Annotated in this window: 28 protein-coding genes; 8 read left to right on the top strand and 20 right to left on the bottom strand. The window is 51.5% G+C overall.

All coding sequences use genetic code 11. The features are described 5' to 3' along the window. Position 1: 1 nt before the first annotated feature. The 5 genes from IAE27_RS08320 to IAE27_RS08300 form a co-directional block, all read right to left on the bottom strand. Positions 2-205, bottom strand: a complete 204-nt coding sequence (locus tag IAE27_RS08320) for a tail protein X (protein WP_004175163.1) — start codon at positions 203-205, stop codon at positions 2-4. After that, a complete protein-coding gene (locus IAE27_RS08315) occupies positions 205-705 on the bottom strand; it encodes a head completion/stabilization protein (RefSeq protein ID WP_004195865.1) in 501 nt (166 codons plus the stop codon). The genes IAE27_RS08320 and IAE27_RS08315 overlap by 1 nt, the downstream gene beginning before the upstream one ends. 96 nt (positions 706-801) lie before the next feature. Continuing rightward, complete coding sequence (locus IAE27_RS08310; RefSeq protein WP_265092163.1) at positions 802-1,545, bottom strand: terminase endonuclease subunit; 744 nt, start codon at positions 1,543-1,545, stop codon at positions 802-804. A gap of 3 nt (positions 1,546-1,548) precedes the next feature. Beyond that, a complete protein-coding gene (locus IAE27_RS08305; RefSeq protein ID WP_200092275.1) occupies positions 1,549-2,607 on the bottom strand; it encodes a phage major capsid protein, P2 family in 1,059 nt (352 codons plus the stop codon). 73 nt (positions 2,608-2,680) lie between these two features. Further along, the gene (locus IAE27_RS08300; protein ID WP_200092273.1) at positions 2,681-3,535 is read right to left on the bottom strand and encodes a GPO family capsid scaffolding protein; all 855 of its coding nucleotides are present in this window, start codon (positions 3,533-3,535) and stop codon (positions 2,681-2,683) included. 165 nt (positions 3,536-3,700) lie between these two features. Between IAE27_RS08300 and IAE27_RS08295 the strand changes: the two genes are divergently transcribed. The 3 genes from IAE27_RS08295 to IAE27_RS08285 all read left to right on the top strand — a co-directional run bounded on the left by IAE27_RS08295 (position 3,701) and on the right by IAE27_RS08285 (position 8,471). Continuing rightward, a complete protein-coding gene (locus IAE27_RS08295; protein ID WP_200092307.1) occupies positions 3,701-5,470 on the top strand; it encodes a terminase ATPase subunit family protein in 1,770 nt (589 codons plus the stop codon). Then, positions 5,470-6,513 (top strand): phage portal protein, encoded by a 1,044-nt coding sequence (locus IAE27_RS08290; RefSeq protein WP_200092271.1) that lies wholly within the window; start codon positions 5,470-5,472, stop codon positions 6,511-6,513. Before IAE27_RS08295 ends, IAE27_RS08290 begins: the two co-directional genes overlap by 1 nt. 866 nt (positions 6,514-7,379) lie before the next feature. Further along, the gene (locus tag IAE27_RS08285) at positions 7,380-8,471 is read left to right on the top strand and encodes a ComEC/Rec2 family competence protein (protein ID WP_200092269.1); all 1,092 of its coding nucleotides are present in this window, start codon (positions 7,380-7,382) and stop codon (positions 8,469-8,471) included. A gap of 13 nt (positions 8,472-8,484) precedes the next feature. Here IAE27_RS08285 and IAE27_RS08280 read toward each other — a convergent pair whose 3' ends face one another. From IAE27_RS08280 to IAE27_RS08230, 11 genes are all read right to left on the bottom strand, one after another. Further along, complete coding sequence (locus IAE27_RS08280; RefSeq protein ID WP_200092254.1) at positions 8,485-8,970, bottom strand: phosphohistidine phosphatase; 486 nt, start codon at positions 8,968-8,970, stop codon at positions 8,485-8,487. A gap of 218 nt (positions 8,971-9,188) precedes the next feature. After that, positions 9,189-9,629 (bottom strand): DinI-like family protein, encoded by a 441-nt coding sequence (locus tag IAE27_RS08275; protein WP_200092250.1) that lies wholly within the window; start codon positions 9,627-9,629, stop codon positions 9,189-9,191. Positions 9,630-9,743: 114 nt separating this feature from the next. Next, entirely contained in the window at positions 9,744-11,816 is a 2,073-nt protein-coding gene (locus IAE27_RS08270; protein WP_200092305.1) for a replication endonuclease, read from the bottom strand. A gap of 143 nt (positions 11,817-11,959) precedes the next feature. Next, positions 11,960-12,241: a DUF3850 domain-containing protein gene (locus IAE27_RS08265; RefSeq protein WP_200092238.1), complete on the bottom strand. Its 282-nt coding sequence runs from the start codon at positions 12,239-12,241 to the stop codon at positions 11,960-11,962. Beyond that, positions 12,238-12,510, bottom strand: coding sequence for a DUF5405 family protein (locus IAE27_RS08260; protein WP_004195903.1), 273 nt, complete (start codon positions 12,508-12,510; stop codon positions 12,238-12,240). Before IAE27_RS08260 ends, IAE27_RS08265 begins: the two co-directional genes overlap by 4 nt. Beyond that, positions 12,507-12,734, bottom strand: coding sequence for a TraR/DksA family transcriptional regulator (locus IAE27_RS08255; RefSeq protein ID WP_004195898.1), 228 nt, complete (start codon positions 12,732-12,734; stop codon positions 12,507-12,509). The genes IAE27_RS08260 and IAE27_RS08255 overlap by 4 nt, the downstream gene beginning before the upstream one ends. Further along, a complete protein-coding gene (locus tag IAE27_RS08250) occupies positions 12,734-12,958 on the bottom strand; it encodes a DUF2732 family protein (RefSeq protein WP_019725386.1) in 225 nt (74 codons plus the stop codon). Before IAE27_RS08250 ends, IAE27_RS08255 begins: the two co-directional genes overlap by 1 nt. A gap of 65 nt (positions 12,959-13,023) precedes the next feature. Further along, entirely contained in the window at positions 13,024-13,311 is a 288-nt protein-coding gene (locus tag IAE27_RS08245) for a hypothetical protein (RefSeq protein ID WP_004195894.1), read from the bottom strand. Between the two features lie 80 nt (positions 13,312-13,391). Further along, positions 13,392-13,592: a phage filamentation protein Fil family protein gene (locus tag IAE27_RS08240; protein ID WP_004195904.1), complete on the bottom strand. Its 201-nt coding sequence runs from the start codon at positions 13,590-13,592 to the stop codon at positions 13,392-13,394. Positions 13,593-13,599: 7 nt separating this feature from the next. Beyond that, on the bottom strand, positions 13,600-14,109 hold the full coding sequence (locus IAE27_RS08235; protein ID WP_004195869.1) for a phage regulatory CII family protein: 510 nt from the start codon (positions 14,107-14,109) through the stop codon (positions 13,600-13,602). Positions 14,110-14,139: 30 nt separating this feature from the next. Next, positions 14,140-14,361 carry a hypothetical protein gene (locus tag IAE27_RS08230; protein ID WP_004195891.1) on the bottom strand — a complete coding sequence of 74 codons (222 nt, stop codon included), beginning with the start codon at positions 14,359-14,361 and terminating at the stop codon, positions 14,140-14,142. 119 nt (positions 14,362-14,480) lie between these two features. On the opposite strand from IAE27_RS08230, the gene IAE27_RS08225 reads away from it, so the two are divergent. The 3 genes from IAE27_RS08225 to IAE27_RS08215 all read left to right on the top strand — a co-directional run bounded on the left by IAE27_RS08225 (position 14,481) and on the right by IAE27_RS08215 (position 16,734). Beyond that, positions 14,481-15,065, top strand: coding sequence for a phage repressor protein CI (locus tag IAE27_RS08225; RefSeq protein ID WP_004195900.1), 585 nt, complete (start codon positions 14,481-14,483; stop codon positions 15,063-15,065). Between the two features lie 6 nt (positions 15,066-15,071). After that, positions 15,072-16,109, top strand: coding sequence for a tyrosine-type recombinase/integrase (locus IAE27_RS08220; RefSeq protein WP_200092235.1), 1,038 nt, complete (start codon positions 15,072-15,074; stop codon positions 16,107-16,109). Between the two features lie 478 nt (positions 16,110-16,587). Further along, positions 16,588-16,734 (top strand): hypothetical protein, encoded by a 147-nt coding sequence (locus tag IAE27_RS08215; RefSeq protein WP_016808013.1) that lies wholly within the window; start codon positions 16,588-16,590, stop codon positions 16,732-16,734. Here IAE27_RS08215 and IAE27_RS08210 read toward each other — a convergent pair. Next, entirely contained in the window at positions 16,731-17,345 is a 615-nt protein-coding gene (locus tag IAE27_RS08210) for a Fic/DOC family protein (protein ID WP_004105916.1), read from the bottom strand. The genes IAE27_RS08215 and IAE27_RS08210 overlap by 4 nt on opposite strands. Before the next feature lie 497 nt (positions 17,346-17,842). After that, positions 17,843-18,166 (bottom strand): DUF1889 family protein, encoded by a 324-nt coding sequence (locus tag IAE27_RS08205; protein WP_071530277.1) that lies wholly within the window; start codon positions 18,164-18,166, stop codon positions 17,843-17,845. Positions 18,167-18,709: 543 nt separating this feature from the next. Between IAE27_RS08205 and IAE27_RS08200 the strand changes: the two genes are divergently transcribed. Then, on the top strand, positions 18,710-19,135 hold the full coding sequence (locus IAE27_RS08200; protein ID WP_004105919.1) for a GlcG/HbpS family heme-binding protein: 426 nt from the start codon (positions 18,710-18,712) through the stop codon (positions 19,133-19,135). Positions 19,136-19,159: 24 nt separating this feature from the next. Then, positions 19,160-20,323 (top strand): 1,3-propanediol dehydrogenase, encoded by a 1,164-nt coding sequence (dhaT, locus tag IAE27_RS08195; protein WP_135800445.1) that lies wholly within the window; start codon positions 19,160-19,162, stop codon positions 20,321-20,323. 58 nt (positions 20,324-20,381) lie between these two features. Here the strand turns inward: dhaT and dhaR are convergent, their stop codons facing one another. Continuing rightward, complete coding sequence (dhaR, locus tag IAE27_RS08190) at positions 20,382-22,295, bottom strand: dihydroxyacetone kinase operon transcriptional regulator DhaR (RefSeq protein WP_026055885.1); 1,914 nt, start codon at positions 22,293-22,295, stop codon at positions 20,382-20,384. Between the two features lie 104 nt (positions 22,296-22,399). Beyond that, on the bottom strand, positions 22,400-23,497 hold the full coding sequence (locus IAE27_RS08185) for a glycerol dehydrogenase (RefSeq protein WP_024274738.1): 1,098 nt from the start codon (positions 23,495-23,497) through the stop codon (positions 22,400-22,402). Positions 23,498-23,705 lie beyond the last annotated feature (208 nt).

Below are 23,705 nucleotides of genomic sequence, written 5' to 3'. Positions count from 1 at the left end.
TTTACTCCCACAGATTAATTGTTTCAGTTACGGGGGATGACTGGACGTCGGGCAGTTCGACCACCGTGCCATGTGGCAGCACTGCGCCGAGCTCGGCCAACCCCGGATTTGCGGCGAGCACCGACTCGAATACCCCCTCAGTGCGCCCGTAATACCGGGCGCAAATCATGTCGAGCGTGTCGCCCTGTTGCGCGATGGCCTGCATCAGATTTGGCTCACGATGCAGCGGGGTTTGTCCTGGACGCGTGATACGGCCCAGCGCATGTCCCGCCACAGCTCGTCGACAGTGGTATCGATGCTGTCGGCTTTCTTGTCACCTTTGGCGCTGGCATCCACACCGCGATAACGCTCATAGAGCGTGGCAGTCGCCATTGAGGTGACGGCGCGCAGGTAATAGAAAACGCGCACGCTCTCGCCGTCGAGATCGTCAGCCGGCACGTCGGCCAGCTTGCTAAAACCCCCGGCAATCTGCTGTTCCCGCCACAAAAAAAGCTCGGCATTGGTTTCGGCGATGCCGGTTTTGATGGCCTCACGCAGCCGGGCCGGGGCGACGGTTTGCTCAAGGCGCATCCCTTCACGCACGCGTTTCGGATCGATGTCAGGAAAGAAAAACGTATTTTTTATCACCGGCTCATCGCTGGCAGGCGGCGGGATGACCACCACGCCACCCGGCTCATCGTTCTTTTTAATAATCAGCGTCGTCATGACTACCTCTGAATAGGTGGGCGGTGGACGCCGGTCTCAGGTCGGGTAAATCACCCTCATCGACCGGCGTGCCGCCCTGGCGCGGGGCGCATTCTGTTAACCGGCGGTCTTTTTCGGTCGGCCACGTTTAGCCGGTGCCGTGGTTTTCACGGCGCGCGGCGCTCTTACCGGGGCTTTAACGACCGTTGCCGGTTTGGGCTTCAGCTCACGCTCAAGCCGTTCAATGTCTTTTTTAACGCCTGCCTGACAATCGAGCTGCATCGCACGTTTGAGGTGGGCCAGCGCGTCGGCGGGCTGTTTGTTGTCCCGTAACACCTGGCCGGTGATTTTGTGCAGCTTTGCGCGCACTTCATCAGGCATATCTGCGGCGGCGGTCAGTGCCAGCGTGTCGAGTAGCTGGCTGATGACGACCGGTTCACCGGCGGCATGGGCGCGCATGGCGGCGAGCGCCACCTCTTCGGTAAACATGTACTGCGGCGGGCGGCGGTGTTTGCCAGGCATGGTCAGACCGTACTTAAAGGCGTAGCGGGCAATATCCATCGCGCCGCCGATATCGCCGACATCAAGACGCCACAGCATGACGGTCATCACGATGTCATCCTGTGCGCCTTTGCCCTGTTCCAGCACGCCACTGACCCACGGCAGATAGAACGGCAGCAGCTCGCGCTTTTTCGTGGCTTTCAGCTCTTTACCAAAGATGGCTTTTAACGTGCGTTGGTCTGCGGCCAGCTTAACCAGCATCTGCTCGTAGGCAGTGGCATGCCGCAGCGGGTTGTTTTCCCGCTGCGCGGTTTCAATGGCCGAGACCCGCATCATGTGACGCCGTGCGGGGCTTGTCATCGGTTAGCCCTCCGGTTGCGCGGCAGAGAAATCGCCCAGCTTGATATTTTCAATGAAGCACCCGGCGGCGTAGGTTTCGACCACGTAATCGATGTTCATCGATTCATAGTTTTCCACCTGGTCGAGTTTCGGGTTTTCGATGATGGAGCGGCGGTGACTTTCATCCATGAAATAGATGGACAGGTTATCGAGGCGCGTCACCATAATCGCGTTCGCCGGGAAGTACGGCACACGCACAGCGGGCAGGTTGCCGATGCGTTTCTGGCTGATAATGATGTCAGCCGCGAGCGCTTCGCTGTTGGGCTGGTCTTTGTTGACGATCGGGAAATATTTGTCGGCCAGCAGCTTACGCCCCACAATTGCGACAAGCTCCGAATCTTCCTGATAAATCTCGTCAATCAGGTTGTCGGTGGCATCCATGACCAGCGCATCGAGGTTAACGTAATCGCCGTTTTTACCCACGCGGATAACAGCGGAAACGACGTTTCCTTCCTCGTCGACGATTTTGCTCATCACGCGGGTCGGCGCTTCATTGCGGTATTTCTGCGGCCAGCCTACGGCGACATCCTGCAACATCGGATGAGTGGCACGGTCAGAGGTTTCGGCGCGCTCAACGCCGTTGAACCCGGCCATGATGAAATCGAGCGCCTGCCGCTGGATGATGGCATCGCGAATACGGCGCTGGAAGTCCTGGAAGCGCGCCCACAAATCCAGCTTTTTATATTTGAAGTGGAAGTCAAAGTTGACCTGATCGCACTCGTATTTTTTAGACTCCAGCGCGGTAAAGTCGGCTGTTTTACGCTCCTGGCCGCTGTTGGTGTCCGTGGTGCTGGCGATGGTGCCATTGACGCCGACGCCAATTTTTTCACCCTTCAGCTCATCCACCGGCACGATATTAATTTTCTGCAAAAAGGCCGAGGACATCTGCACGGTGTTCATCATGGTTTGCGTGACGGACGGCTCGACGGAGAATTTTTTACTCACGTCGTCCGGGTCGATGCCGTTCAGCTCAGCAACGCGGGACATGTAGGCATTGAATTTAAAACGGGTTTCCTGACGCATAGTCTTTCCTGTTTGGTTAAATCGGGTTGTCTGACCGGGCAAGCCTGTCGCCCGGCGATAAATTCATGACCGTTTAGCAGTCGGTCAGCAGCTCATCGCCACCGCCACCGGTGGAGAGCTTGCGGCGTGGCTGCGCGGTGCTTTCGGTTTTATCCAGCGACGTTTTTAACTTGCTGAATGCCTGGCTGGTCTGGTCGGCCTTCGTGGTGACGTCCTGTTTCAGCGTCGCAAAGGCATTTTCCAGCGTGGCAAGACGCTGCTCAGTGGCGGTGAGGTTTTCCTGCACATGCTCACTGACGGTCGTCACGGCCTCATGCACATCCTGAAAACGAGCGTCATCGCTGGCCTGTTTGCGGCTGAAGATCGCTTTCACTTTGTCGCTCAGGGCGGTAAAGACATTTTCCGCCTGGTCTTCAAACTCCAGCTCGGCGAGGGTGGCGACGGAAATCAGGTTGCCCGGCTCGGCTTTGAAGCGGTTAAGGGGGTTAAATTTGGCCCCCCGGCAAAATTCGAGGTATTCGGTGCCGAGGCTGGCCGGGTCATCGGTCACCGCCAGGCCGACCAGGTAGCATTTACCGCTATTGGCGAAATTCGGCTGAATTTCCATTGAGGTGTAGACCTTCTGCAATTTTTTATTCATTGCGATCAGGTCATCGGTCGGGGTGATTTTGGCGAACAGCCCCAGCTTGCCTTTTAGTACCGAATCGTCATCAATCTTTTCAGACTTCAGCTCGACCACATCGCCGTAACGACTGAACGGGCCATCCGGCAGGATGCCTTTCATGTGTTCGAGGTTAATGCGGCAACCGTAGACGCGGGGGTCAAAGGTCTCGGCCATTTCCTGAATATCCGTCGCGCTGATAACGCGGCCGTCACAGGTATCGCCTTCGACGCCGATGCGAAACCATTTTGAAACTTTTTTTGCCATTGTCAGGAGTCCTGATATCGGGTTAACGGGTCGGGGTTAGTTTCCCGACGTCGCCGCCCACCCGCCATCTGTCCCGGATGGCTTATCCCTCACACAACAGCACCTTAGCGATTCGCATCACCCGTTTCTTTAGCCTTGCCCTGTATCAATCACGGCGAGGCATCCATGACCATCACCACCGACACCACACTCTTAAACGACCCGCGACGCCAGGCGGCTTTGCTGTACTGGCAGGGGTTTTCCGTGCCGCAGATTGCCGAAATGTTGCAGACCAAACGCCCGACGGTGCAGAGCTGGAAACAGCGCGACCAGTGGGACGAAACGGCACCGCTGAACCGGGTCGAAAGCACCTTAGAGGCCCGGCTGATTCAGCTCTACGCAAAGCCCAACCTCACACCCCACGATTTCAAGGTGGCGGATTTTCTGGCCCGGCAGATGGAGCGCTTTGCACGCATTAATCGCTATGGCCAGACCGGAAACGAGGTTGACCTGAATCCCAACGTGGCCAACCGCAACAAAGGCGACCGAAAAAAGCCGACAAAGAACTTTTTCAGCGACGAGGCTATCGAGAAACTGGAAGAGATTTTCTTTGCAGAGTCTTTCGAGTATCAGCTCCGCTGGCACCGCGCCGGGCTTGAGCACCGTATTCGCGACATTCTGAAATCGCGCCAGATTGGGGCGACGTTCTACTTTTCCCGGGAGGCGCTGCTGCATGCGCTGAAAACCGGCCACAACCAGATTTTTCTGTCAGCGAGTAAGACGCAGGCGTATGTATTCCGCGAGTACATCATCCAGTTTGCGCGCCGGGTCGATGTCGACCTGACCGGCGACCCGATTGTCATCGGCAACAACGGCGCAAAGCTGATATTTCTCGGCACCAACTCAAACACCGCGCAGAGCCATAACGGCGACCTGTATGTCGATGAGATATTCTGGATCCCCAACTTCCAGAAACTGCGCAAAGTGTCGTCGGGCATGGCCTCACAAAGCCACCTGCGCAGCACCTACTTTTCGACGCCTTCCACCCTGGCGCACGGCGCTTACCCGTTCTGGTCGGGGGAATTGTTCAACCATGGACGCGCCCGCGCCAGCGAGCGGGTCGACATCGATATCAGTCATGACGCGCTCGCCGCTGGCGTGGCGTGTCCTGACGGTCAGTGGCGGCAGATTGTCACCATTGAGGATGCGCTCGCCGGGGGCTGTACGCTGTTCAATCTGGAGCAACTCCAGCGCGAAAACAGCGTCGACGACTTCCGCAATCTGTTTATGTGCGAGTTCGTTGACGACAAGGCGTCGGTGTTCCCGTTCGAGGATTTGCAACGCTGCATGGTCGACAGTCTGGAAGAGTGGGAAGACTTTGCACCGTTCGCCGACAACCCGTTCGGCTCCCGCCCGGTCTGGGTGGGGTACGACCCGTCGCACAGCGGCGACAGCGCCGGGTGTGTGGTGCTCGCGCCGCCGGTTGTCGCCGGTGGCAAGTTCCGCATTCTGGAGCGTCACCAGTGGAAAGGCATGGACTTTGCGACGCAGGCCGAATCCATTCGCCAACTCACCGAAAAATACAACGTCGAGTACATCGGTATCGATGCGACCGGCCTCGGTATTGGCGTCTTCCAGCTGGTTCGCTCGTTTTATCCCGCCGCCCGCGATATCCGCTACACGCCGGAAATGAAAACCGCGATGGTGCTGAAGGCAAAAGACGTGATTCGCCGCGGCTGTCTCGAATACGACGTCAGCGCCACCGACATCACCACCTCGTTTATGGCTATCCGCAAGACCATGACCAGCAGCGGGCGCAGCGCGACCTATGAGGCCAGCCGCACCGAGGAGGCCAGTCACGCGGACGTCGCCTGGGCGACCATGCACGCGCTGTTAAACGAACCGCTGACCGCTGGCAGCGGCCAGGCCACATCGTCCATTCTGGAGTTCAACTGATGAGTAAATACAAAGGCCGCAAGCCACAGCCACAAAAGCGCCCGCGCAACATGAAAGACAGCGCGCCCCAAAAAATGGAGGCGTTTACTTTTGGTGAACCGAGCGCCGTGCTCGACCGCCGCGATATTCTGGATTACGTGGAATGCGTCAATAACGGCCGCTGGTTCGAGCCGCCGGTCAGCTTTAACGGACTGGCAAAAAGCCTGCGCGCCGCCGTTCATCACAGCTCGCCGATTTACGTTAAGCGCAACATTCTGGCCTCAACGTTTATTCCGCATCCGCTACTGTCACAACAGGACTTCAGCCGCTTCGCGCTTGATTTTCTGGTGTTTGGCAACGCGTTTTTAGAGCTCCGAAAGAGTGTCACCGGTCGCCCGCTGAAGCTGGAAGCGTCACCGGCTAAATATACGCGACGTGGTATTGATGATGATGTCTACTGGTGGGTGCCGTCATTCGACCAGCCGCACCCGTTCGCGCCGGGCTCCGTGTTCCACCTGCTGGAACCTGACATTAATCAGGAGCTGTACGGCATGCCGGAATATCTCAGCGCGCTAAACTCCGCCTGGCTGAATGAAGCGGCGACGCTGTTCCGTCGCAAGTATTACCAGAACGGGGCGCATGCGGGTTACATCATGTATGTGACGGACGCCGCGCAAAGCGGTACCGATGTTGAGGCGCTGCGCGATGCGATGCGCAGCTCGAAGGGGCTCGGCAACTTCAAAAATCTGTTTTTCTACGCACCGCATGGAAAACCGGACGGCATTAAAATTGTGCCGCTCAGCGAGGTGGCCACGAAAGACGACTTTTTCAACATAAAAAAAGTCAGCGCCGCCGACCTGCTCGACGCTCACCGCATCCCGTTCCAGCTGATGGGCGGCAAGCCGGAAAACGTCGGTTCGCTCGGTGACATCGAGAAGGTGGCAAAGGTGTTTGTCCGTAACGAGCTCATACCGCTACAAGACCGGATGCGCGAGGTCAACGCGTGGGCCGGTCAGGAGGTGATCCGTTTCAAAAGTTACACCCTCGATACCGAAAGTGACTGATTTCCGCCGCCTCCTGGCGGCTTTTTCTTACCCCCACGCCTGACCGCCTCAGAAGCCCGCCAAGCCCTCGGACGCCCCCGCATCACCCACCGACACCCTCGCGAACCCGCGCGGCACAGCGACGCGCTCAGGCTGCGAAAATAAATGCGCAAAAGTACGCTGGCGCGCAGTGCTTTCCCCGCCACGCCTGCCCGCTTCGTAGGTCGGTTTTAATGCAGTTGCATGACCACTCTGTATCCGCGCCAGCTCTGGCGGCGCACGGCCAGAGCTGGCAACTCCGGCACATGCAAAACCATGCACCTGTTGCATGCACAGCTAAAAAATAGAGGGATTTCGAAAAAATGGCATAAAAAAAACCGGCATTCAGGGTGCCTGTTTGGGCCGGGTTATTGCCGCGATTCCTGGCCGCGCAATGCGCCAATAATACTGTTGAGGCAGCAACTGGCAACAATCAGCAAAAAAATCGTCGTCCACGGATTTTCATAAATCAGAGATAACATATTGATATAGATCCTTTTATTTTTTCATTCTAATGTGATTTAGTAGACCTTTAATGACCGGACCGAGCTCTGCGCAGCTTGCCTGTTCGACCAGCTTATCGGTATCAGAGCAGTGAAAGAAGGAAGGCCGGGAGTTATTGCTGGCGCAGTGACAAATTTGCTGCGCTATCGGCATTAATCTAGCAACAACAGCATACATACAAGTAATTGTTTTTATTAAAAAACATAAAATGATGGAGGTATGAACCGCAAACTGATAGCTCATCGCATCAGTTTGATTATCAATAAAATTAGTCAGAATTCTCTTGATTAAAGCTACACACATCAGAACCTTGTATGGCAGTAAAAAAAGCATAAGGACACAAAATGGGATACGAAGTTGATTTTTTAGCCGTTGGAGAAAAAAAAAGTGGAGATGCGATATGCATTAGATGGGGCAATCTTCACGGAGCAAGGCACGAGCAAAAAGTTGTTGTGATTGACGCTGGGTATGCGAGTACAGGTGCTCAAATTATTGAACATCTAGAAAATTATTACCATACCAATATTATTGATCTGCTTATATCCACACATCCAGATGGTGATCATGTGGGCGGTTTATCACATGTCATTGAAAATGCAGAAGTAAAAGAGTTCTGGATTCACAAACCATGGGAGCACAATGAAAACCTCGCAGCTGAATTTTCTGACGGAAGGATAACAGATGCCAGTATCGCAAGACGCATGCAAGAAAACCTACAGAAAGCTTATGATGCTGTTAAATTAGCTGAAAAAAAAGAGATAGAAATTCATGAGCCTTTCCAAGGAAAGACTTGGGATAATGCCACACTTGTTGTTGTTGGACCTACACAAGCATATTATGAAACATTAATACCTGACTTCGCTCGAATGCCTAAAAAAGCAGAAGAAGTATCTGGAACTGAAGCTTTAAAAGCAACATTTGACTATCTTGCTGAGAAAGCTAAAAAATTAGTTGAATATGTTGCAGACTGGTTCTCCGATGAAGGCATTGACGATAAGGACACCACATCAGCACAAAACAACTCAAGTGTAATTTTGAAACTTGAAATTGATGGTAAAACCTTGGTATTTACTGGCGATGCAGGTGTCACTGCCTTAGAAATGGCGGCAGATCACATTGATAACACTTCATTATCATTCATTCAGATTCCTCATCATGGAAGCCGAAGAAATGTTAGTCCACAAGTACTAAACAAGCTGGTTGGTAATATTGTAAGCGAGGGTGAACAGAGAGGGATTAGCGCATTTATCTCATGTGCACCTGACTCTGACAAGCATCCCCATCAAGCAGTTATTAATGCTTTCACCAGACGTGGGGCTAAAGTAATTACTACTGAAGGCTCTGCGAAATTTCATTATAAAGACGCCCCAATTAGAGAGGGATGGTCCTCAGTCACACCTCGTGCATACGTAACTAATTATAAAACTGAGGAATAAACAACAAGCTGCCTTATGGCAGCTTGTTAGCTTTAATAATCCTTGCCACAATATAATTAATTTGTTTAATATATGATACAATAAAAACAACTGTAAAAAAAGATGACACCCACTTTGATAAATTATAGTTATTATTTGTTAGAGCCTCAATACACAACAAAGCGGCCAGTAGTAAAATGGACATAGTAAGCAATGTTCTATACATATTGGCTACTTCTTGCAACGTTTCTATTTTACTATCCTTTTTACATGCTGATATGTAATCAGAATAAGGAGTGAATCTTATGACCCGAACTGCCTTAAGTATGGGTTCAATAACAATCGATCCAACCCGACCAATAACTAACCCAACAAAATAGTAAAGGACAATATTCTTTACTATATCTTCCGTAGATAAAACCACACTCGTCGAACGCTCTAATAGATATATAAAAAGAGCACCTGGAAAAAGGTTATTAAATAAGTTATACGAAGATATTTTCTCCCACAAACCATCCATATTCCCTCCTAACCTATAGCATAAACATACATATATTTTTATTAAGAATACACTAAATAGCAAGATACATTAAAGAAAAAAGGCCAAGATGATCCCCGACAAGTGTAACAATCTGATTACTAAACTTCCAACCAAGACACTGTTTGTATCTTTAGCCATTTAGCCTAAACTGACTTCATCGCATAAAAGTCCATTATGTACCAATTGACTTATGATGTTTATCTCCAGCTTTCATCTTCCCAAACTTCCTGGAGAATACCATCCAATGCCTCTCGATCTGACTCTTTGTCAACCCCAACTAACTCAACACCAATCATTGATCCTATTTTAACTGTAATGCGTGCTGTTGGAAAAATCGATGCCACCCGTCGAGTCAACTCGCACTGAAAAGCATCGACAACTTGCTGCCCGATTTTTTGGTCTTTATCCAACGTGATGTTAACCCTCACTTCGCCCCCTTTTTTTAATCTTTGTTCAACAGGAGCGGGTGCGAAAACAACTGAAAAAGATTTGTTTTTCATCAAGTTCCCTCTCGCAATTTCCGCAATTAAATTCAAAGCAATTTCACGATCTCTTTCCTGACAAACACCCTCTGTCGTCAGACGCGCAATCATCTCGACCCTTTCAATCATGACTTGCTCGTTTAACTCTCTAACCACACAACCTCCAACACGAGATACTGTATAAATAAACAGTATCACATATCGATAAAAAGATGAAAGAAAAAGTTACACCACAAAATGACGTATGTGCATGATATGGATATGAATTAGTTACAGTCTCAACTTTGTAACTGACGCTAACCCCGCGACTCGATTTAGGATTTGTCTTGCCTGCGCCCGGTGTGACGGTGCTGCCGGGAAAATTTCACCGGTTGATGAACCACGGCACCATTTGCCGTTTATGCAACTTTTGCCACCGGCCATCAGGTGCAGGGCCTCACCCTGGCTGATGGTTTCGCCGGTCGTGAGCAGAATCTCGTCTATTGTTCTGTCAATGGCTGCGCTTTGTTTATCCGTTCCGTGGATAAAATCACTCCTAGTGACCCGTTTTTTGACACTGAGTCTGGCCGTTAGCTTCCGCCTTTCACTTCGACTCAACGGTTTGGATAAATCCAGCTCCGGTGGATCGCTTTCGCTTCCCGTACAGTTATTGACAGAACTCCGAGAGGGCGCAGGAGCGCCCTTAACGTCAACGGCCAAATCAACGGCACGCTTCGGCACAATTTTCCACTGCGTTAGCCTAGTTAAAATCGGGGTGTCAGCACCGACGGCGGAATCGTACACGCCACGAATGCAGATAGTTTCCTCACCATACTGGTTAAACTCGGCGCGAGGCTCATACAGCGTGCGCACCTGCAAATCGTCGCGACGGACAAACGGGCCACCCTGCGCATTAACGTAACCAGCCCAGTCACCGGCGTCAGCGGCATCATGGACGGCGGCAAATTCAACGCTCAGACCGTGCGCGGTCTCGGTATCAGCGAGACGACGCAATTCACGGTAGACCGTCACCGGCGCGCCGCCAATAAACTGGAATTGACGGATGTGCCAGCGCGCCGCCCATGCTGATACGGCGGGGGCAGTCTCTTTAAGCAGTTCACCGCTTTCGTCATCGGTTTCGCCATCGAGAGCATATCCGTCGATATTTTTCGAAATGTATTTAGCAACATAGCCGGTAGCGCTGCCCTTCTCCGGGTCAATAGCTTCGGCGTGGAAACGTGCTTTTTTGGCTTTATCGCTTCTCAGTTCGTGGCGGTCTTCCTCCCACGCATAATCACGGATGATAAGACGCACGCGCTCAACGTCTCCCGGCAACATAAACATAAGCATGTGCCAATGCGGCGTACCATCATGGTGAGGCTCGGCAACACGTATGCCGAAAATGCGGATTTCTTCCCGGTGCAGTTTGGCGCGTATGCGCGCCCAAAGGCCGGTTAGATAGCTCTGCGTGTCCGACGGACTGGCGCCGTTCCATTTACTGTTACGGTAGCCCGCTTTAGTCGTGGCGTGATATTTAGACGGTGCGGTCAGGGTGTAAAACTCCCCTACATAACCTAATTCATTGCAGATATTTTCAAACCCACGGATGCGGGTCATCAGCTCGCAGCGGCGTATCGCAGGGTTAGCGACAGAACCGTCATATTTTTCTATCAGGCTGATGCGGTTGCCGTCTTCGTCTTCGAGATCCAGTCCCTTGAGAAATTCGCGCGTGCGGCGTTTCTGCTCGCGCCAGTCGGTCACACAGTTTTTACTCGCGTAGGCGTGCTTTTTCTTGCTGACGTTGCCGACTGCAATTTGTAGATGTTCGCGCCATGCCGACGCGACACGACGCAGACGATTACGCCACCATGACTCAGTAAACATACGGATTACTGCGGGGGCGATATCATCTTTGTTGAAGTATTTATTTGCCACGCGCTCCCAATGGGGAGGGGTGACATTATATTGCAGAGAAATAAAACCAGCATGCATGTACCAGGTGTACAGCGTTTTGAGTTCACCAAAACCTGAGTCATCAATATTTGCCAGCTCAGAACGAATGAAATTAGCAATATCACCGGCCAACAGGTCAACATCGGCGCGCGACATATCAGGGAGGCGGTTATATCTGGCGACAAGATTAACCATACGTGACGCCAGATATTGCATGAGTCGGGTGTCAAAATGACCACCGAAAACGGCGGTTGATACATTGCTGTTGATACCCGCGCTCTCGTATTTTTTTGCGACCAGTTCAAGACGTGGCAATGCCTTTTTACAGAAGCTGATTAAAAAGGCATTGGCTCGTTGACTGTCCTGATTTTGCTCCAGTACCGCAGCGGTGCGATAAACGTCAAAGCGCACGCACTCGGGCTGGAGAGAAAGCCCTTTTCTCGCATGCAGCAAAGCCGCGAACATACGCTCGCGGCGATACTGTTGGTCATAAGTAAGATATGGGCTGGCTATTGCCGACCGTGGAGCGTTCCACGGGTAAGCATAGTTTACGCTTACCCGCATAGCTCCCCCATCTGCCTGCGCTGTATGCTGAGCATCACATAGCCAGGAGCCCACTCGTTAAGGTCAGTTACATGAGTCACCAGTACGTAGACAAAAGCGCCGGTAAAACCGACCCTTTGGTGGTCATATTCGCAGGGACCGTACTCGTTTAAGCAAAGTAAGTCCCCTACAGCAAACGCACGGTCAGCAAGACGAAACTCGGCTTTTTTCGTTCCATTAATGACAGCCTGAAAAAAATCAGGCCGGATTTTAAGTTGATGTGTTTTTCTCATGCCGCCGCCTTGATTGAGGAGGCGCACATTTCTCCGATGCGCTTAATCTCTGCGGCCATTTCCTCAATTGAGGTGATGGTCGACTGCTGGATGTGGTGATGAATCAGACCGGAAATAAGTTGTTCGATTTTTGGATAGTAGCCGATAGTATCGAGCCACTCCTCGCCAGCTTTACGGCCGCTTTTTACGACCTTTTTCTCGCTCAAAATGAATTGATACTGGTCGCTGTTTATAATCCATTTGTCGCCGATTTCGATGCGAAGGCTCATACAGCACCTCCGTTATAGTGTTTACCTTTAAGCTCTGCGATTTCCTTACAGGTGACGCATAGTGCAACGCCCTTGATGGCAATACGGCGTTCCTCCGGGATTGGTGCGTCACATTCCTCGCATGTAAAACGAGATGGCGTAGCGATACGGCTGCGCGCGTTGTTGATAAGGCGCTCGCGTTCTGCCTGCTCGCGCTGTTGTGCGATATCCATTGCATCGGCCATTAGTGCAGCTCCTGAGATTCGTTTTCGTAGCGGGTGGCTTCGCGGCGCAGCAGTTCAGCCGCTTCTATGGCGCTCATACCCTTGTTAGCAATATGGGTTGCCAGCGCCTCAAGGCGAATGGAAACAGCGAGCGCGCGACCTTTACGCTCTTCACGTTTTGCAATACCGATAACCTCAAGAAGCAGGTCGGTATTTTCTTTGGGTTCTGAAGCTTGTTTGTGCATCCTTAATCTCCTGATTTAGGGCAATAAGAAGCCCGGCGGGTTTACGCCATTAATTACGGATTTATTTAATTAGCTAAAAAGCATTCATGAATGGAAATATGCCGGGGCAAAATTCCACCCCAACGGGAAATTTTATTCATTGACGCAATAATCAGCTTGCGGCGATCCATATCAAAATACTCATATGGTTTACCTACTTCATCAGAGCGAAACGCGCCCGGATTATTTCGGTTAGCAAGCGTTAAAACCACAAACTTAAAATCTTCATCAAGCTTATTGAAATTACGCAGCGCCTTATTTTCTGTTGCCTTCAGTTTTTGATGAAACCGTGCGAAACACTCTTCGCCGGTCATGGTCTTCGGTTGCTCAGTAGAACAATCTGCATTGCTAAAAAGCTTGCTCGCATGGGTGTCATGAGCTGAAATTCTTTCGTTCATTTTACCCCCATTAATGCATTTAAAAGCCGCTTAACCGTAGAGACTTTTTTTGCGGTTAAGCCCTTCAACAATTCGGACTGAGAGCGGCAAGGGTGCCAGCGCTGGCCGTCGCTACCCATTATCCAGCCGTGCCCGTAATGCATGGATGGGCTACGTTTTTTGAGCAGAGAGGCGAATGACGGTTCGTGAGTCAACATAAGCACCTCAAATCAGCCCGAATGACGCGCCGATGCCGCTGACGGTATCAACAACACTCGTCATTGCCGGGTTAGCCTGGAGCCGGGCCTGCAATGCCATTGCCGACAGGGACAGCATTCGAATACCCGCGTTTACGCTCGCAATCATGTTTTGCTTACGGGCCGGGGTAAGACGGTCGCTTGAAACGGCACCGCTCGCTAGTTCGCCGAGTTCACTCATTGCGCGCATGACGTAGGATTGCAGCTTCTCTTTTGCCAGTTCGTTGACCGGCACGCATGGCAGACAATGGATCTGCGCCAGAAAACCATCGACAAGGGTCGAGTCTTCAGTCAGGTCTGTCAGCGTCCAGATTTCGCGCGGCGTTAACTGGTGCGGCTGTTCCGGGTTGAGTTTGTTGTAAAGCGTATGCGGCTTGATACCTGCTTTATCCGCCAGCTCTTTCACGTTATGCGTGGCCGCGAATTTTCTGCATGCATCATCAAAGTGTGCATGTGACGAAACGCGAAAATCTAACATGTTTAGGCTCCCTCTAATCACTATGATTATTTACACGTTAAGTGAAATGTCACATTCACTCAGAGCTTGAATAGTCAGAGCGGCCATGTTCACTTCAACCAGGCCCTTAGTCTGTTTACCCTTTGGCTTGATTGGTAACTTTCCATATTCAATCAAGTTCTTAGCTGTTTCTTTATTAGTACCAGTACGGCGGCAATACTCATCGAGTGGCAAGTAAGGCTCCGGGATGACGATTGTAATGTTTGGTCGCATGAGGCAAACTCCGCTGGTTAACCTGTACGGCAATACAGGGCAATAATGGGCAATGTTTCCTTAAACCTACAAAGCGGAGTTTAATATCACTCCACGAAAACTTGCAAGGATAAGTTTTCATGAAGCTACAAATAGATTTTTCTCAAGGCGGAAACGACACGTTAGATCGTGTCATTGAAGCGTATGGATTTAGAACAAAAGTCGCGCTAGCCGAGCATCTTGGGATCGCTAGTAGCAGCCTGGCTAATCGATATAAGAGGGACTTTTTCCCGGCCGATATCGTTGTACGCTGTATGGCTGAGACAGGTGCCACGCTTGAATGGCTGGTAACTGGCAACGGGCCAAAGTTTGATGGCGAAGAACTCGACATTTTAAGGGTTTCGAGACAAAAGATCGTCGACGGCCAGCTTTATGAGTCAGGGGTTTTAATGTTGGATAAAGCTACATTCCTGCCAGGGAAAGCCGTTCCTCTAAAACCGCTTTGCGTTATCGATAACTCAACGACTTATGTAATCGAAACGGAGTTTTCGGAGGTATTTGATGGTGAATGGCTTGTTGATATTGAAGGTAAGACAAGCGTAAGGACACTTACCCGAATACCTGTAAAAAAGGTTCGCGTCAGTGGTTCCGGAGCGGCTTTTGACTGTTCTATAGATGACATCAATGTCATAGGTCGTGTGGTACTAACAATTATCAGCAGCTGATTAATTATGACCGTTCGAAAATTAAGCGACGGGCAGTGGGTCGCTGACTTTTATACCGTCAACCGAAGTGATGGTAGACAAGGTAAAAGAGTCCGTAAAAAATTCTCGACCAAAGGTGAAGCGCTTGCCTTTGAAAACTACACCTTGCAAAAAATCGAAGATACGCCCTGGCTGGGAGACGGTAAAGACAAACGACGCCTCTCAGAATTAGTACATCTTTGGTTTGAACGTCATGGAATTACACTTCGCGATGGGGAGAAGAGAAAGAGCGCAATGTTATGGGCGGCTGAGTGCATGGGATCGCCACTGGCGATTGAATTCAGTGCTCAGCTTTTCACTGCATATAGGGCGAAAAGGCTAGATGGTCAGTTTGCAAGAACTAAGCGCGTCAGTCAGGTCTCACCTCGGACTATGAATCTTGAGCACGCTTATTTTTTGGCCGTATTCAACGAACTTAAAAGAATAGGAGAATGGACAGCCCCTAACCCTTTAGAAAATGTACGGCAATTTAGGGTTGATGAAAGTGAAATGGCATACCTCACTATTGAACAAATCGACCAACTGTTGCAGGAATGCCGGGACAGTTCTGCAAAAGACCTCGAAACGATAGTCAAGATATGCCTGGCAACGGGGGCAAGATGGAGTGAAGCCGAAACCCTGAGACGCTCCCAAATCTCAGCGGGAAAGGTAACGTTTATAAAAACCAAAGGTAAACGTAATCGAACAATCCCTCTAGATCTGGATTTGATAGGTGAGCTTCACAAAAAAAATGGCGCATTATTCACGCCATGCTATTACGCTTTCAGGAATGCACTTGAACGGGCTGGAATAGATCTGCCCGCTGGTCAGCTAACCCATGTTCTACGACATACGTTTGCGAGCCACTTCATGATGAACGGTGGCAATATACTTGTACTGCAAAAGATACTAGGACATACCGATATAAAAATGACAATGCGTTATGCGCACTTTGCACCTAATCACCTTGAAGAAGCGGCAAGACTCAACCCATTAAAATGTCGCAAAAGTGTCGCAGGAAGTTAGGAATATAGCCTCATATTGCCCTTTATTTTTTTATTAACCCTTTGTTTTTAGGCCAAGTTATTGTTTTTCGGTTATCTATCACGGTTCTCATAATCGCTTGGTCGCTGGTTCAAGTCCAGCAGGGGCCACCAGATACAGCAAGGGCTGGCGAGAAATCGTCAGCCCTTTTTCTTTGGCTGTCATTTCGGTAAGGCAAGGAATTGCTCCCTGTTTTCTGCATCTTGCTGCCAGCATTCTCGGATAGTGGTATAAATCAGGAATGCTGCCCGCAATATTCACAATACAGCCATAGGCAGAGAGTAAAAATTTAGCTGCATTAATATCATTCCATTGGTCGTCCGGTATGATGCTTCGCCACTTGCGCTATACGTACGTTATGCATTGATTTATATAACCTAAAATGGAAATCGGGCTATACCTTGCAAGCAATCTCGTTACACTCTAAAATTTCCACAACAACTCCAGTAGACGCGACATTATGAAAAAAACGCCTGTCACTAAAGCCCAGATCTACCGTTCCGTAGCCAGTTCAACCGCAATCGAAACCGGTGCATCTGTACAAAAAATTGAGCAGCAGCTCAAAAAAAATCAGGCGCAGGCGAAAGCCGTTGGTCTTGCCCGTTAATCTGGTAAGATATCGCTCATCAGTTGCATCATAGGGCTATAGTTTCCTGATATGCCTGCCTGTATTGCTCTGAAATAAAAGGCCTTGTGCTCATCCCATAGACTGTAATCCAGTAAGCCCTTACCCGCCACAACCGACAGTACATCACAAAGCAGTCGTGAAAGACGCCCGTTACCTTCTCTGAATGGATGGATCAAAATAAACTCCACGTGGCATTCAGCCAGATAACGAACCAGTTCCGGACGAACCAGGAATTTCAACTCAGCAGACCGGGAAAGAAATTGCTTATCAAAACTATCGAGAAGCAGTGGAATTCTGTCGGCAGCAGCAAACTGAAAACCATCTTTAGCCAGGTTAGCATGACGTAATTTCCCGGCCCAGTCATACACATTCCCCAGCCACTGGCGATGCCATCCACTGACGTGCTCAAATGCCAGCACAGAAGGAGGCTGACCTTCGATAAACAACCGTTCATAAAGCATCAATAACAGGCCAGATTCCAGCGTCTCCATTTCTTCGTCATCAGTAATACCCAGCTTATTAGCCAGTACTAAATCTCCAGACCCAGGCTGATAACGCTCTTCTGCTGAATTTAGCTCATATTTTGACAAGCCCTTATCTCCTTCCGAACGAGTTCACAACGTTGTTTTCCTGCTGCCGCTGAAAGTTATTGCACCACTCCTCCCGGGACTCAACTACCCTGCGCTTTTCAGTCAGTGGGATCAGATACTCACGCTTGTCTTTCAATACATCAACTGTGACCAGTAACGTCTTATATGCCTGGCGGCCATGAGGTTACCTTTCAGAGGATAAACGTCCCCTGAGGCAATGCCCATTTTTGCTTCAGGTAAGGAAAGACAGTAGAGAAATGAGACAAGCAGACAGAAACAAAAAATCAAATTAACCATTTGATTATAAATAAAAAAAATAAAAAATAGCGTACAATGAGAACTATGTCAGGTTATGGTCCTTAATCACCTGGTCGCTGATTCAAGTCCAGCAGGGGCCACCAGATACAGCAAGGGCTGGCGAGAAAGCGTCAGCCCTTTTTGCGTTTTGCGGCTCCTGTATAGCGCCACGTCTTATGGTGAATATGGCGACAGGCGGCTTACGCCAGCGCCTGCAGCTGTTCGCGCATATAAGCAGTAAAGTATTCTGGGTTTTTGATAATAATGCGGTTGCCAGAGGCAATTTTGTCCGCCCATCCGGCTACTTTTTGCGTGAACCCGGCACTCCACCCCTCCTTCTCACCACGGGCCGTGACCTGCGCAGCGCTGGCCGGTACGCCTAGTTCATGCAAATACTTCAGGATCCCCTTAGCGGTACTTTCATCCATAGTATTCGGCACCGGTAACGATGTGTTCATACCACCAATAAAATCCAGGGCTTTATCGATTGCTGTTGGCATGCTCTTATCCTTAAAATTAACCACGTAATGAACATGCTTATAATATGGACCCAACTCCGTCGGGATATCAAAGAGATCGTTGCCTTTCTTTGATTCAGGCCCCAGCTAAACGCTTGCGTGGCGCTTTTCTGCTCGACTAATGCGACGTTTTGCTCCCCTCCACGCCGCGCGCTCGCATAACGGTGCGATGCCCGATGAGTAAAAAGGCAGAAAAACTTCACCCAACGCGACGGCTTACCGATAAACTCACCTTCTTCTCGCCGTTAATCAGCAAAAAGAGATGTAAAGCCGTAAGTTAAGCAAATTAATTTCGTTCCAGTCTGGCACAGAATAAAAAAAAGAAGTTCCATGATGAAACATGCAAAAGAAGATTAATAACAAACTGTGATACAGCTAAACGATCGTTATCAAAAAACAGCCTGCGGTAATAAAAAACTCAATTAGATAGTATTTTTCTCGCTATTGACTTAATAACCTGCGGCGAGAGAATAAGCCCGCAAACAGCAGTTGAAATATGTGCCTGCGATAATTATCGCGTTCCAGCCCTGGATATTAACAGGAGAGATTATGGATAAGATCAAACACATCGCCACTATTACGCTGGCGGCTGCGAAAGAAATGGCTACTGCCGTTGAGGCGAAAGCCCTTGAAATGAACGTGCCGGTGGTCTTTGCCGTTGTTGACCGCGGCGGAAATATGCTCCTGATGCAGCGTATGGATGAGGCATTTATAACCAGCTGCGATATTGCGCTCAATAAAGCCTATACGGCATGCGGCCTGCAAAAAGGCACTCATCAAATTACAGCGTTAGTCCAACCGGGCGCACCGCTATATGGATTACAACTCACCAACCAGCAGCGAATCATTCCTTTTGGCGGCGGCCTGCCAGTTATTTTTAACGAGGAAGTCATCGGCGCCGTTGGCGTGAGCGGCGGTACCGTCGAACAGGACATGTTATTAGCCGAAACGGCTCTGAAGGGTTTCTCTAAATAATAAATCCAACCAGGAAGATATATTATGAGCTATCGTATGTTTGATTATCTGGTGCCAAACGTGAACTTTTTTGGTCCCAATGCTGTTTCTGTCGTCGGCGAACGCTGTAAGCTGCTGGGCGGTAAAAAAGCGCTGCTGGTCACCGATAAAGGTCTGCGGGCCATCAAAGACGGCGCGGTGGATAAAACTCTCGGCTATCTGCAGGAAGCCGGTATTGAGGTGGTGGTTTTTGATGGCGTCGAGCCAAATCCAAAAGACACCAACGTGCGCGATGGCCTGGCGGTCTTTCGTCAAGAACAGTGCGATATTATCGTCACCGTCGGCGGCGGTAGCCCTCATGACTGCGGTAAAGGGATTGGTATCGCGGCTACCCACGAAGGGGAGCTTTACCGCTATGCCGGCATAGACACCCTGACTAACCCACTGCCGCCGATCGTCGCGGTGAATACCACCGCCGGTACCGCCAGCGAAGTGACCCGCCACTGCGTACTGACCAACACCCAAACAAAAGTGAAGTTCGTTATCGTCAGCTGGCGTAACCTGCCCTCGGTCTCCATCAATGACCCGCTGCTCATGCTTGGCAAACCGGCCCCGCTGACCGCCGCAACCGGCATGGATGCGTTAACCCACGCCGTGGAGGCCTATATTTCCAAAGATGCCAACCCGGTCACCGATGCCGCCGCGATCCAGGCCATCCGCCTGATCGCCCGGAACTTGCGCCAGGCCGTCGCGCTGGGCAGCAACCTGCAAGCCCGCGAAAACATGGCCTACGCTTCCCTGCTGGCGGGGATGGCTTTCAATAACGCCAACCTCGGTTACGTTCACGCCATGGCCCATCAGCTTGGTGGCCTGTACGATATGCCGCACGGCGTGGCGAACGCGGTGCTGTTGCCGCACGTTGCGCGCTATAACCTGATCGCCAATCCGGAAAAGTTTGCCAACATCGCCGAATTTATGGGAGAAAACATCCACGGACTTTCAACCATGGACGCCGCCGAGTCGGCCATTTGCGCCATCGCCCGCCTCTCTTCCGATATCGGCATTCCGCAGCATCTGAGCGAGCTGGGAGTTAAAGAGGCTGACTTCCCCTATATGGCGGAGATGGCCTTGAAAGACGGCAACGCCTTCTCAAATCCGCGCAAGGGTAACGAGAAAGAGATTGTCGCTATCTTCCGCCAGGCTTTCTGATAGAGCGATCGCTAACGCCGCGAACAAGTACCATCGCGGCGTCAGGCTGGGTGCCCGGTTACTCCTGATTTTTATGCTTAAACTGGCCGGCATCGATATCGTACTGTTTCATTTTTCGCCACAGCGTGGTGCGGCCAATATTCAGCAGCTGCGCCATCTCTTGTACCCGTCCGCTGGTCACGCGGGCGGCATGGATGATGGCCTCTTTTTCAATGGCGCTGAAGGTCAGGCTGGCGGGCAGCAGCGAGGAACCCGCGTCGGCGCCGGGCCGCTCGGCAAAGAGATATTCCGGCAGATTACTCAAACGGATATGGCCGTTCTCGCTGCTAATGGCGATATTTTCAATCACGCTGTTCAGCTCAAAATCATTACCCGGCCAGGAGTAGGCCACCAGCTGCGCCAGCGCATCGTCATCCATCTTCAACCGCGAGGAAAAACGCTTCTCCAGACTCTTAAGACGATTGTGGACCAGCGAAGGAATACTGTTACGCCGCGCCCGCAGCGGCGGAATAACGATTTCAAAAGAGTGCAGCGCGTAGTAAAGCTGGCGGCTAAAGCGGTTTTGTTCCACCAGGTTGGCAAGATCGACGGTAGTGGTGGCGATGACTTTAACGTCCACCGGAATCAAACGCCGGGCATCCAGACGGGTTAATACCCCTTGCTTGATCACCTGCAACAGCGCGGACTGCAGCTCCGGCGCCAGATATTCGATTTTTTCCAGAAACAGCGTCCCGCCGTTGGCCAGCTCGAGACGGCTAAGACGCCCGTTTTCCTCGTCCGTCGGCGCGCTGCCCATAAAATCCTGCCCAAGGACGCTGTCGGCATACAGCTGGCAGTTAACCGCGATATACGGTCCGCCACCCCGCTCGCTCTCATTGTGAATCGCCTGGCTGAGCAGCTCTTTACCCACCCCTTCCTCACCGCACAGCAGCACTGGAAAAGCGCCGCGCGCCGCCTGACGGCCAAAGTGAATTAACCGCCGGGTTTCAGGATCGTCAGCCGACATCTGCTCAAAGGTATGGCTCACTTTGCCAAGCTGGCTAGTCATCAGCTGACGCATCTGCTCGACCGGATGCAGCAGCAAGATGAAACTGTTGCCCTGCTCTTCGACGATCGGCTTGAGCGTGATGACGGCATCAACGAACTGATGCTGGCTCTCGAAGGTGACTTCCACATGGTTCAGCCCGCGCGCGTGCTTGATCGCCCGGCGCAACAGAGCCGGCAGCGTCACCAGTTCATTGATGTTTTTCCCCTGGCTGGCCTGGGCATCAAGGTGTAGCAGCGTCGCGGCCTGCACGTTCAGAAACTGCAAAATACCCTGCTCATTCCACGCCATCACCCCGTCATCCATGCTCTCCAGCAGACCGTACATCTGGTTAAGATGACGATTCGACTCGGCCAGCAAGCTATCGGTGAGCAGCGAGTTGCCCACTTCCCGGGCGATAGCCAGGGTCAGGGAGAGGTCCGGCGAAGCCTGTTCTTCCGTCAGGCAGCACAAAGAAATGGAACCGAACAGGCGCCCATGGTTATCAAACACCGGCGTAGAGCTAAACGACCATCCGTGCAGCGCATGTTTAAAATGCTGCTCGCCCGTCGTTTTGACCGGCTGCCCGAGCATGGAGGCCAGCGAGAGCGCGCAGCTGCCGATGATGCTTTCCGCGCAGTAGCTACCGTCACGAAACCCCAGCGCCGCCAGCTGGTCAAGGGTCTGCGGATCGCCGCAGCGGCTGAGAATACAGGCGGACTCATCAAGGATAAACAATGCGCAGGGGCGGTTATCCATATACTCCCAGGCATCTTCCAGCGCCGCCTGGCCAATCGTCAGCAGCGCGGTCTTACGCCGACAAATCGATTCGAAGGTCAGCCCCTGCGCCTGATGCGGCGTCTGCCAGGTTTCCCGCTGCATAAACTTACTGCAACGATGCCACGACTGGGTTATCACCAGGGGAAAGCTCTGAGTCTGCGCAGTCATATCCATTTCCGCTGTTACTTAAACGACAACCCCTCCGGCGGTAACCGCCAGAGGGGGATAAAACGCCCCTTCTCATTAACGAGGCGGGACAGGACGACGCTAAATTAACGCGCCAGCCACTGCTGTCCAAGCAGGTCGGCGGTCAGAATTGCCGCATGCACGCTCTGCGCGCTGACCGGGAACGGCATGTTATGGATGGTTTCGCCTTCCGCACAGGTCGCTTTTGCTACCGCCTGAATTTTCTCGTCGATGCCCTCTTTAACGCCCATTTGCGCCAGCGTGACCGGCAGGCCGACGGTATGGCAGAAGTTCAGCACCGTTTCGATCTCTTCCATCGGGCTATTTTGCAGCACCAGCTGCGCCAGGGTACCAAACGCGACTTTCTCGCCATGGTACAGGTGGTGGCACTCTTCGAGGATGGTGAAACCATTGTGAATGGCGTGCGCGGCGGCCAGGCCGCTGCTTTCAAAGCCAATTCCGCTAAGGTAGGTATTCGCTTCAACGATGCGTTCGAGCGCATCGGTCACCACTCCGGCCTGAGCGGCAAGGCGGGCCTTTTCGCCTTCCGCCAGCAGCGTATCATAGCACAGGCGCGCCAGGCTCAGCGCCGCCGCCGTCGACTGGCCGCCGGCCATGCTGGTGGCTCTGGCGTCATAGCAGGCCCTGGCTTCAAACCAGGTTGAAAGCGCATCGCCCATCCCGGCCACCAGCAGGCGTACCGGGGCTTTAGCGATAATCGCCGTATCCATCACCACCATGTCCGGATTTTTCGGGTAAATAAGATACTCTTCAAATTCACCGGCTTCGGTATAAATAACCGACAACGCGCTGGTTGGCGCATCGGTGGAGGCAATCGTCGGGATCACCACCACCGGCAGCTTCTGGTAATAGCCTATCGCTTTCGCCGTATCGAGCGTCTTGCCGCCGCCGATGCCCACCACGCCGCGGCAGCCGTGCTGCTTCAGAATGGCGATCAGGCGATTGATCTCAACGTGGCTGCACTCGCCGTTGAAGCGCTCCGCATGGCAGCTGATATTGTGGCTATGCAAACCGTTCAACACTTTCTCACCCGCCAGCTTCATCACGAAGTCATCGGCAATCACGAAAAAGCTGTCCGCCAGGTTTTTAGCGTATTCGCCAAACAACGTGGATGCATCCGGTCCCTGGAGATATTTGGCTGGAGATTGAATAACTTTTAGCATTCCGTTCACCCTCAAATAAGTGCATGTTTTGACACGATGTGCCCCGGTATTTCCTCGTCCGGCCTGGTATTAAAAGCGGGAACAAAAGCGCTACCTGAGCGATGTCATCACTGTAGGGCGAGCCGCAGGCAAAAAAATGTTTCCCCTTTTTGTCCCGATATGAAACAGGGTGCACATTTTATCGTTTCATATTGAAACATGAATTCAT

It is taken from the genome of Klebsiella sp. S69 (assembly GCF_016516145.1).
Taxonomy (GTDB): Bacteria; Pseudomonadota; Gammaproteobacteria; order Enterobacterales; family Enterobacteriaceae; genus Klebsiella; species Klebsiella oxytoca.
Note: the sequence above shows the minus strand (reverse complement) of the source record. Positions and strands in the feature narration are given on the sequence as shown.

What these genes read in the sequence shown, in the direction of transcription:
- IAE27_RS08265 (WP_200092238.1), bottom strand. Translation starts at nt 12,241, where the DNA reads ATGAGAAAAACACATCAACTTAAAATCCGGCCTGATTTTTTTCAGGCT.
- IAE27_RS08290 (WP_200092271.1), top strand. Translation starts at nt 5,470, where the DNA reads ATGAGTAAATACAAAGGCCGCAAGCCACAGCCACAAAAGCGCCCGCGC.
- IAE27_RS08285 (WP_200092269.1), top strand. Translation starts at nt 7,380, where the DNA reads ATGGGATACGAAGTTGATTTTTTAGCCGTTGGAGAAAAAAAAAGTGGA.
- IAE27_RS08260 (WP_004195903.1), bottom strand. Translation starts at nt 12,510, where the DNA reads ATGAGCCTTCGCATCGAAATCGGCGACAAATGGATTATAAACAGCGAC.
- IAE27_RS08245 (WP_004195894.1), bottom strand. Translation starts at nt 13,311, where the DNA reads ATGACCGGCGAAGAGTGTTTCGCACGGTTTCATCAAAAACTGAAGGCA.
- IAE27_RS08240 (WP_004195904.1), bottom strand. Translation starts at nt 13,592, where the DNA reads ATGTTGACTCACGAACCGTCATTCGCCTCTCTGCTCAAAAAACGTAGC.
- IAE27_RS08280 (WP_200092254.1), bottom strand. Translation starts at nt 8,970, where the DNA reads ATGGATGGTTTGTGGGAGAAAATATCTTCGTATAACTTATTTAATAAC.
- IAE27_RS08185 (WP_024274738.1), bottom strand. Translation starts at nt 23,497, where the DNA reads ATGCTAAAAGTTATTCAATCTCCAGCCAAATATCTCCAGGGACCGGAT.
- IAE27_RS08215 (WP_016808013.1), top strand. Translation starts at nt 16,588, where the DNA reads ATGAAAAAAACGCCTGTCACTAAAGCCCAGATCTACCGTTCCGTAGCC.
- IAE27_RS08315 (WP_004195865.1), bottom strand. Translation starts at nt 705, where the DNA reads ATGACGACGCTGATTATTAAAAAGAACGATGAGCCGGGTGGCGTGGTG.
- IAE27_RS08320 (WP_004175163.1), bottom strand. Translation starts at nt 205, where the DNA reads ATGCAGGCCATCGCGCAACAGGGCGACACGCTCGACATGATTTGCGCC.
- dhaT (WP_135800445.1), top strand. Translation starts at nt 19,160, where the DNA reads ATGAGCTATCGTATGTTTGATTATCTGGTGCCAAACGTGAACTTTTTT.
- IAE27_RS08305 (WP_200092275.1), bottom strand. Translation starts at nt 2,607, where the DNA reads ATGCGTCAGGAAACCCGTTTTAAATTCAATGCCTACATGTCCCGCGTT.
- IAE27_RS08295 (WP_200092307.1), top strand. Translation starts at nt 3,701, where the DNA reads ATGACCATCACCACCGACACCACACTCTTAAACGACCCGCGACGCCAG.
- IAE27_RS08300 (WP_200092273.1), bottom strand. Translation starts at nt 3,535, where the DNA reads ATGGCAAAAAAAGTTTCAAAATGGTTTCGCATCGGCGTCGAAGGCGAT.
- IAE27_RS08230 (WP_004195891.1), bottom strand. Translation starts at nt 14,361, where the DNA reads ATGCGACCAAACATTACAATCGTCATCCCGGAGCCTTACTTGCCACTC.
- IAE27_RS08235 (WP_004195869.1), bottom strand. Translation starts at nt 14,109, where the DNA reads ATGTTAGATTTTCGCGTTTCGTCACATGCACACTTTGATGATGCATGC.
- dhaR (WP_026055885.1), bottom strand. Translation starts at nt 22,295, where the DNA reads ATGACTGCGCAGACTCAGAGCTTTCCCCTGGTGATAACCCAGTCGTGG.
- IAE27_RS08250 (WP_019725386.1), bottom strand. Translation starts at nt 12,958, where the DNA reads ATGCACAAACAAGCTTCAGAACCCAAAGAAAATACCGACCTGCTTCTT.
- IAE27_RS08200 (WP_004105919.1), top strand. Translation starts at nt 18,710, where the DNA reads ATGGATAAGATCAAACACATCGCCACTATTACGCTGGCGGCTGCGAAA.
- IAE27_RS08220 (WP_200092235.1), top strand. Translation starts at nt 15,072, where the DNA reads ATGACCGTTCGAAAATTAAGCGACGGGCAGTGGGTCGCTGACTTTTAT.
- IAE27_RS08255 (WP_004195898.1), bottom strand. Translation starts at nt 12,734, where the DNA reads ATGGCCGATGCAATGGATATCGCACAACAGCGCGAGCAGGCAGAACGC.
- IAE27_RS08225 (WP_004195900.1), top strand. Translation starts at nt 14,481, where the DNA reads ATGAAGCTACAAATAGATTTTTCTCAAGGCGGAAACGACACGTTAGAT.
- IAE27_RS08310 (WP_265092163.1), bottom strand. Translation starts at nt 1,545, where the DNA reads ATGACAAGCCCCGCACGGCGTCACATGATGCGGGTCTCGGCCATTGAA.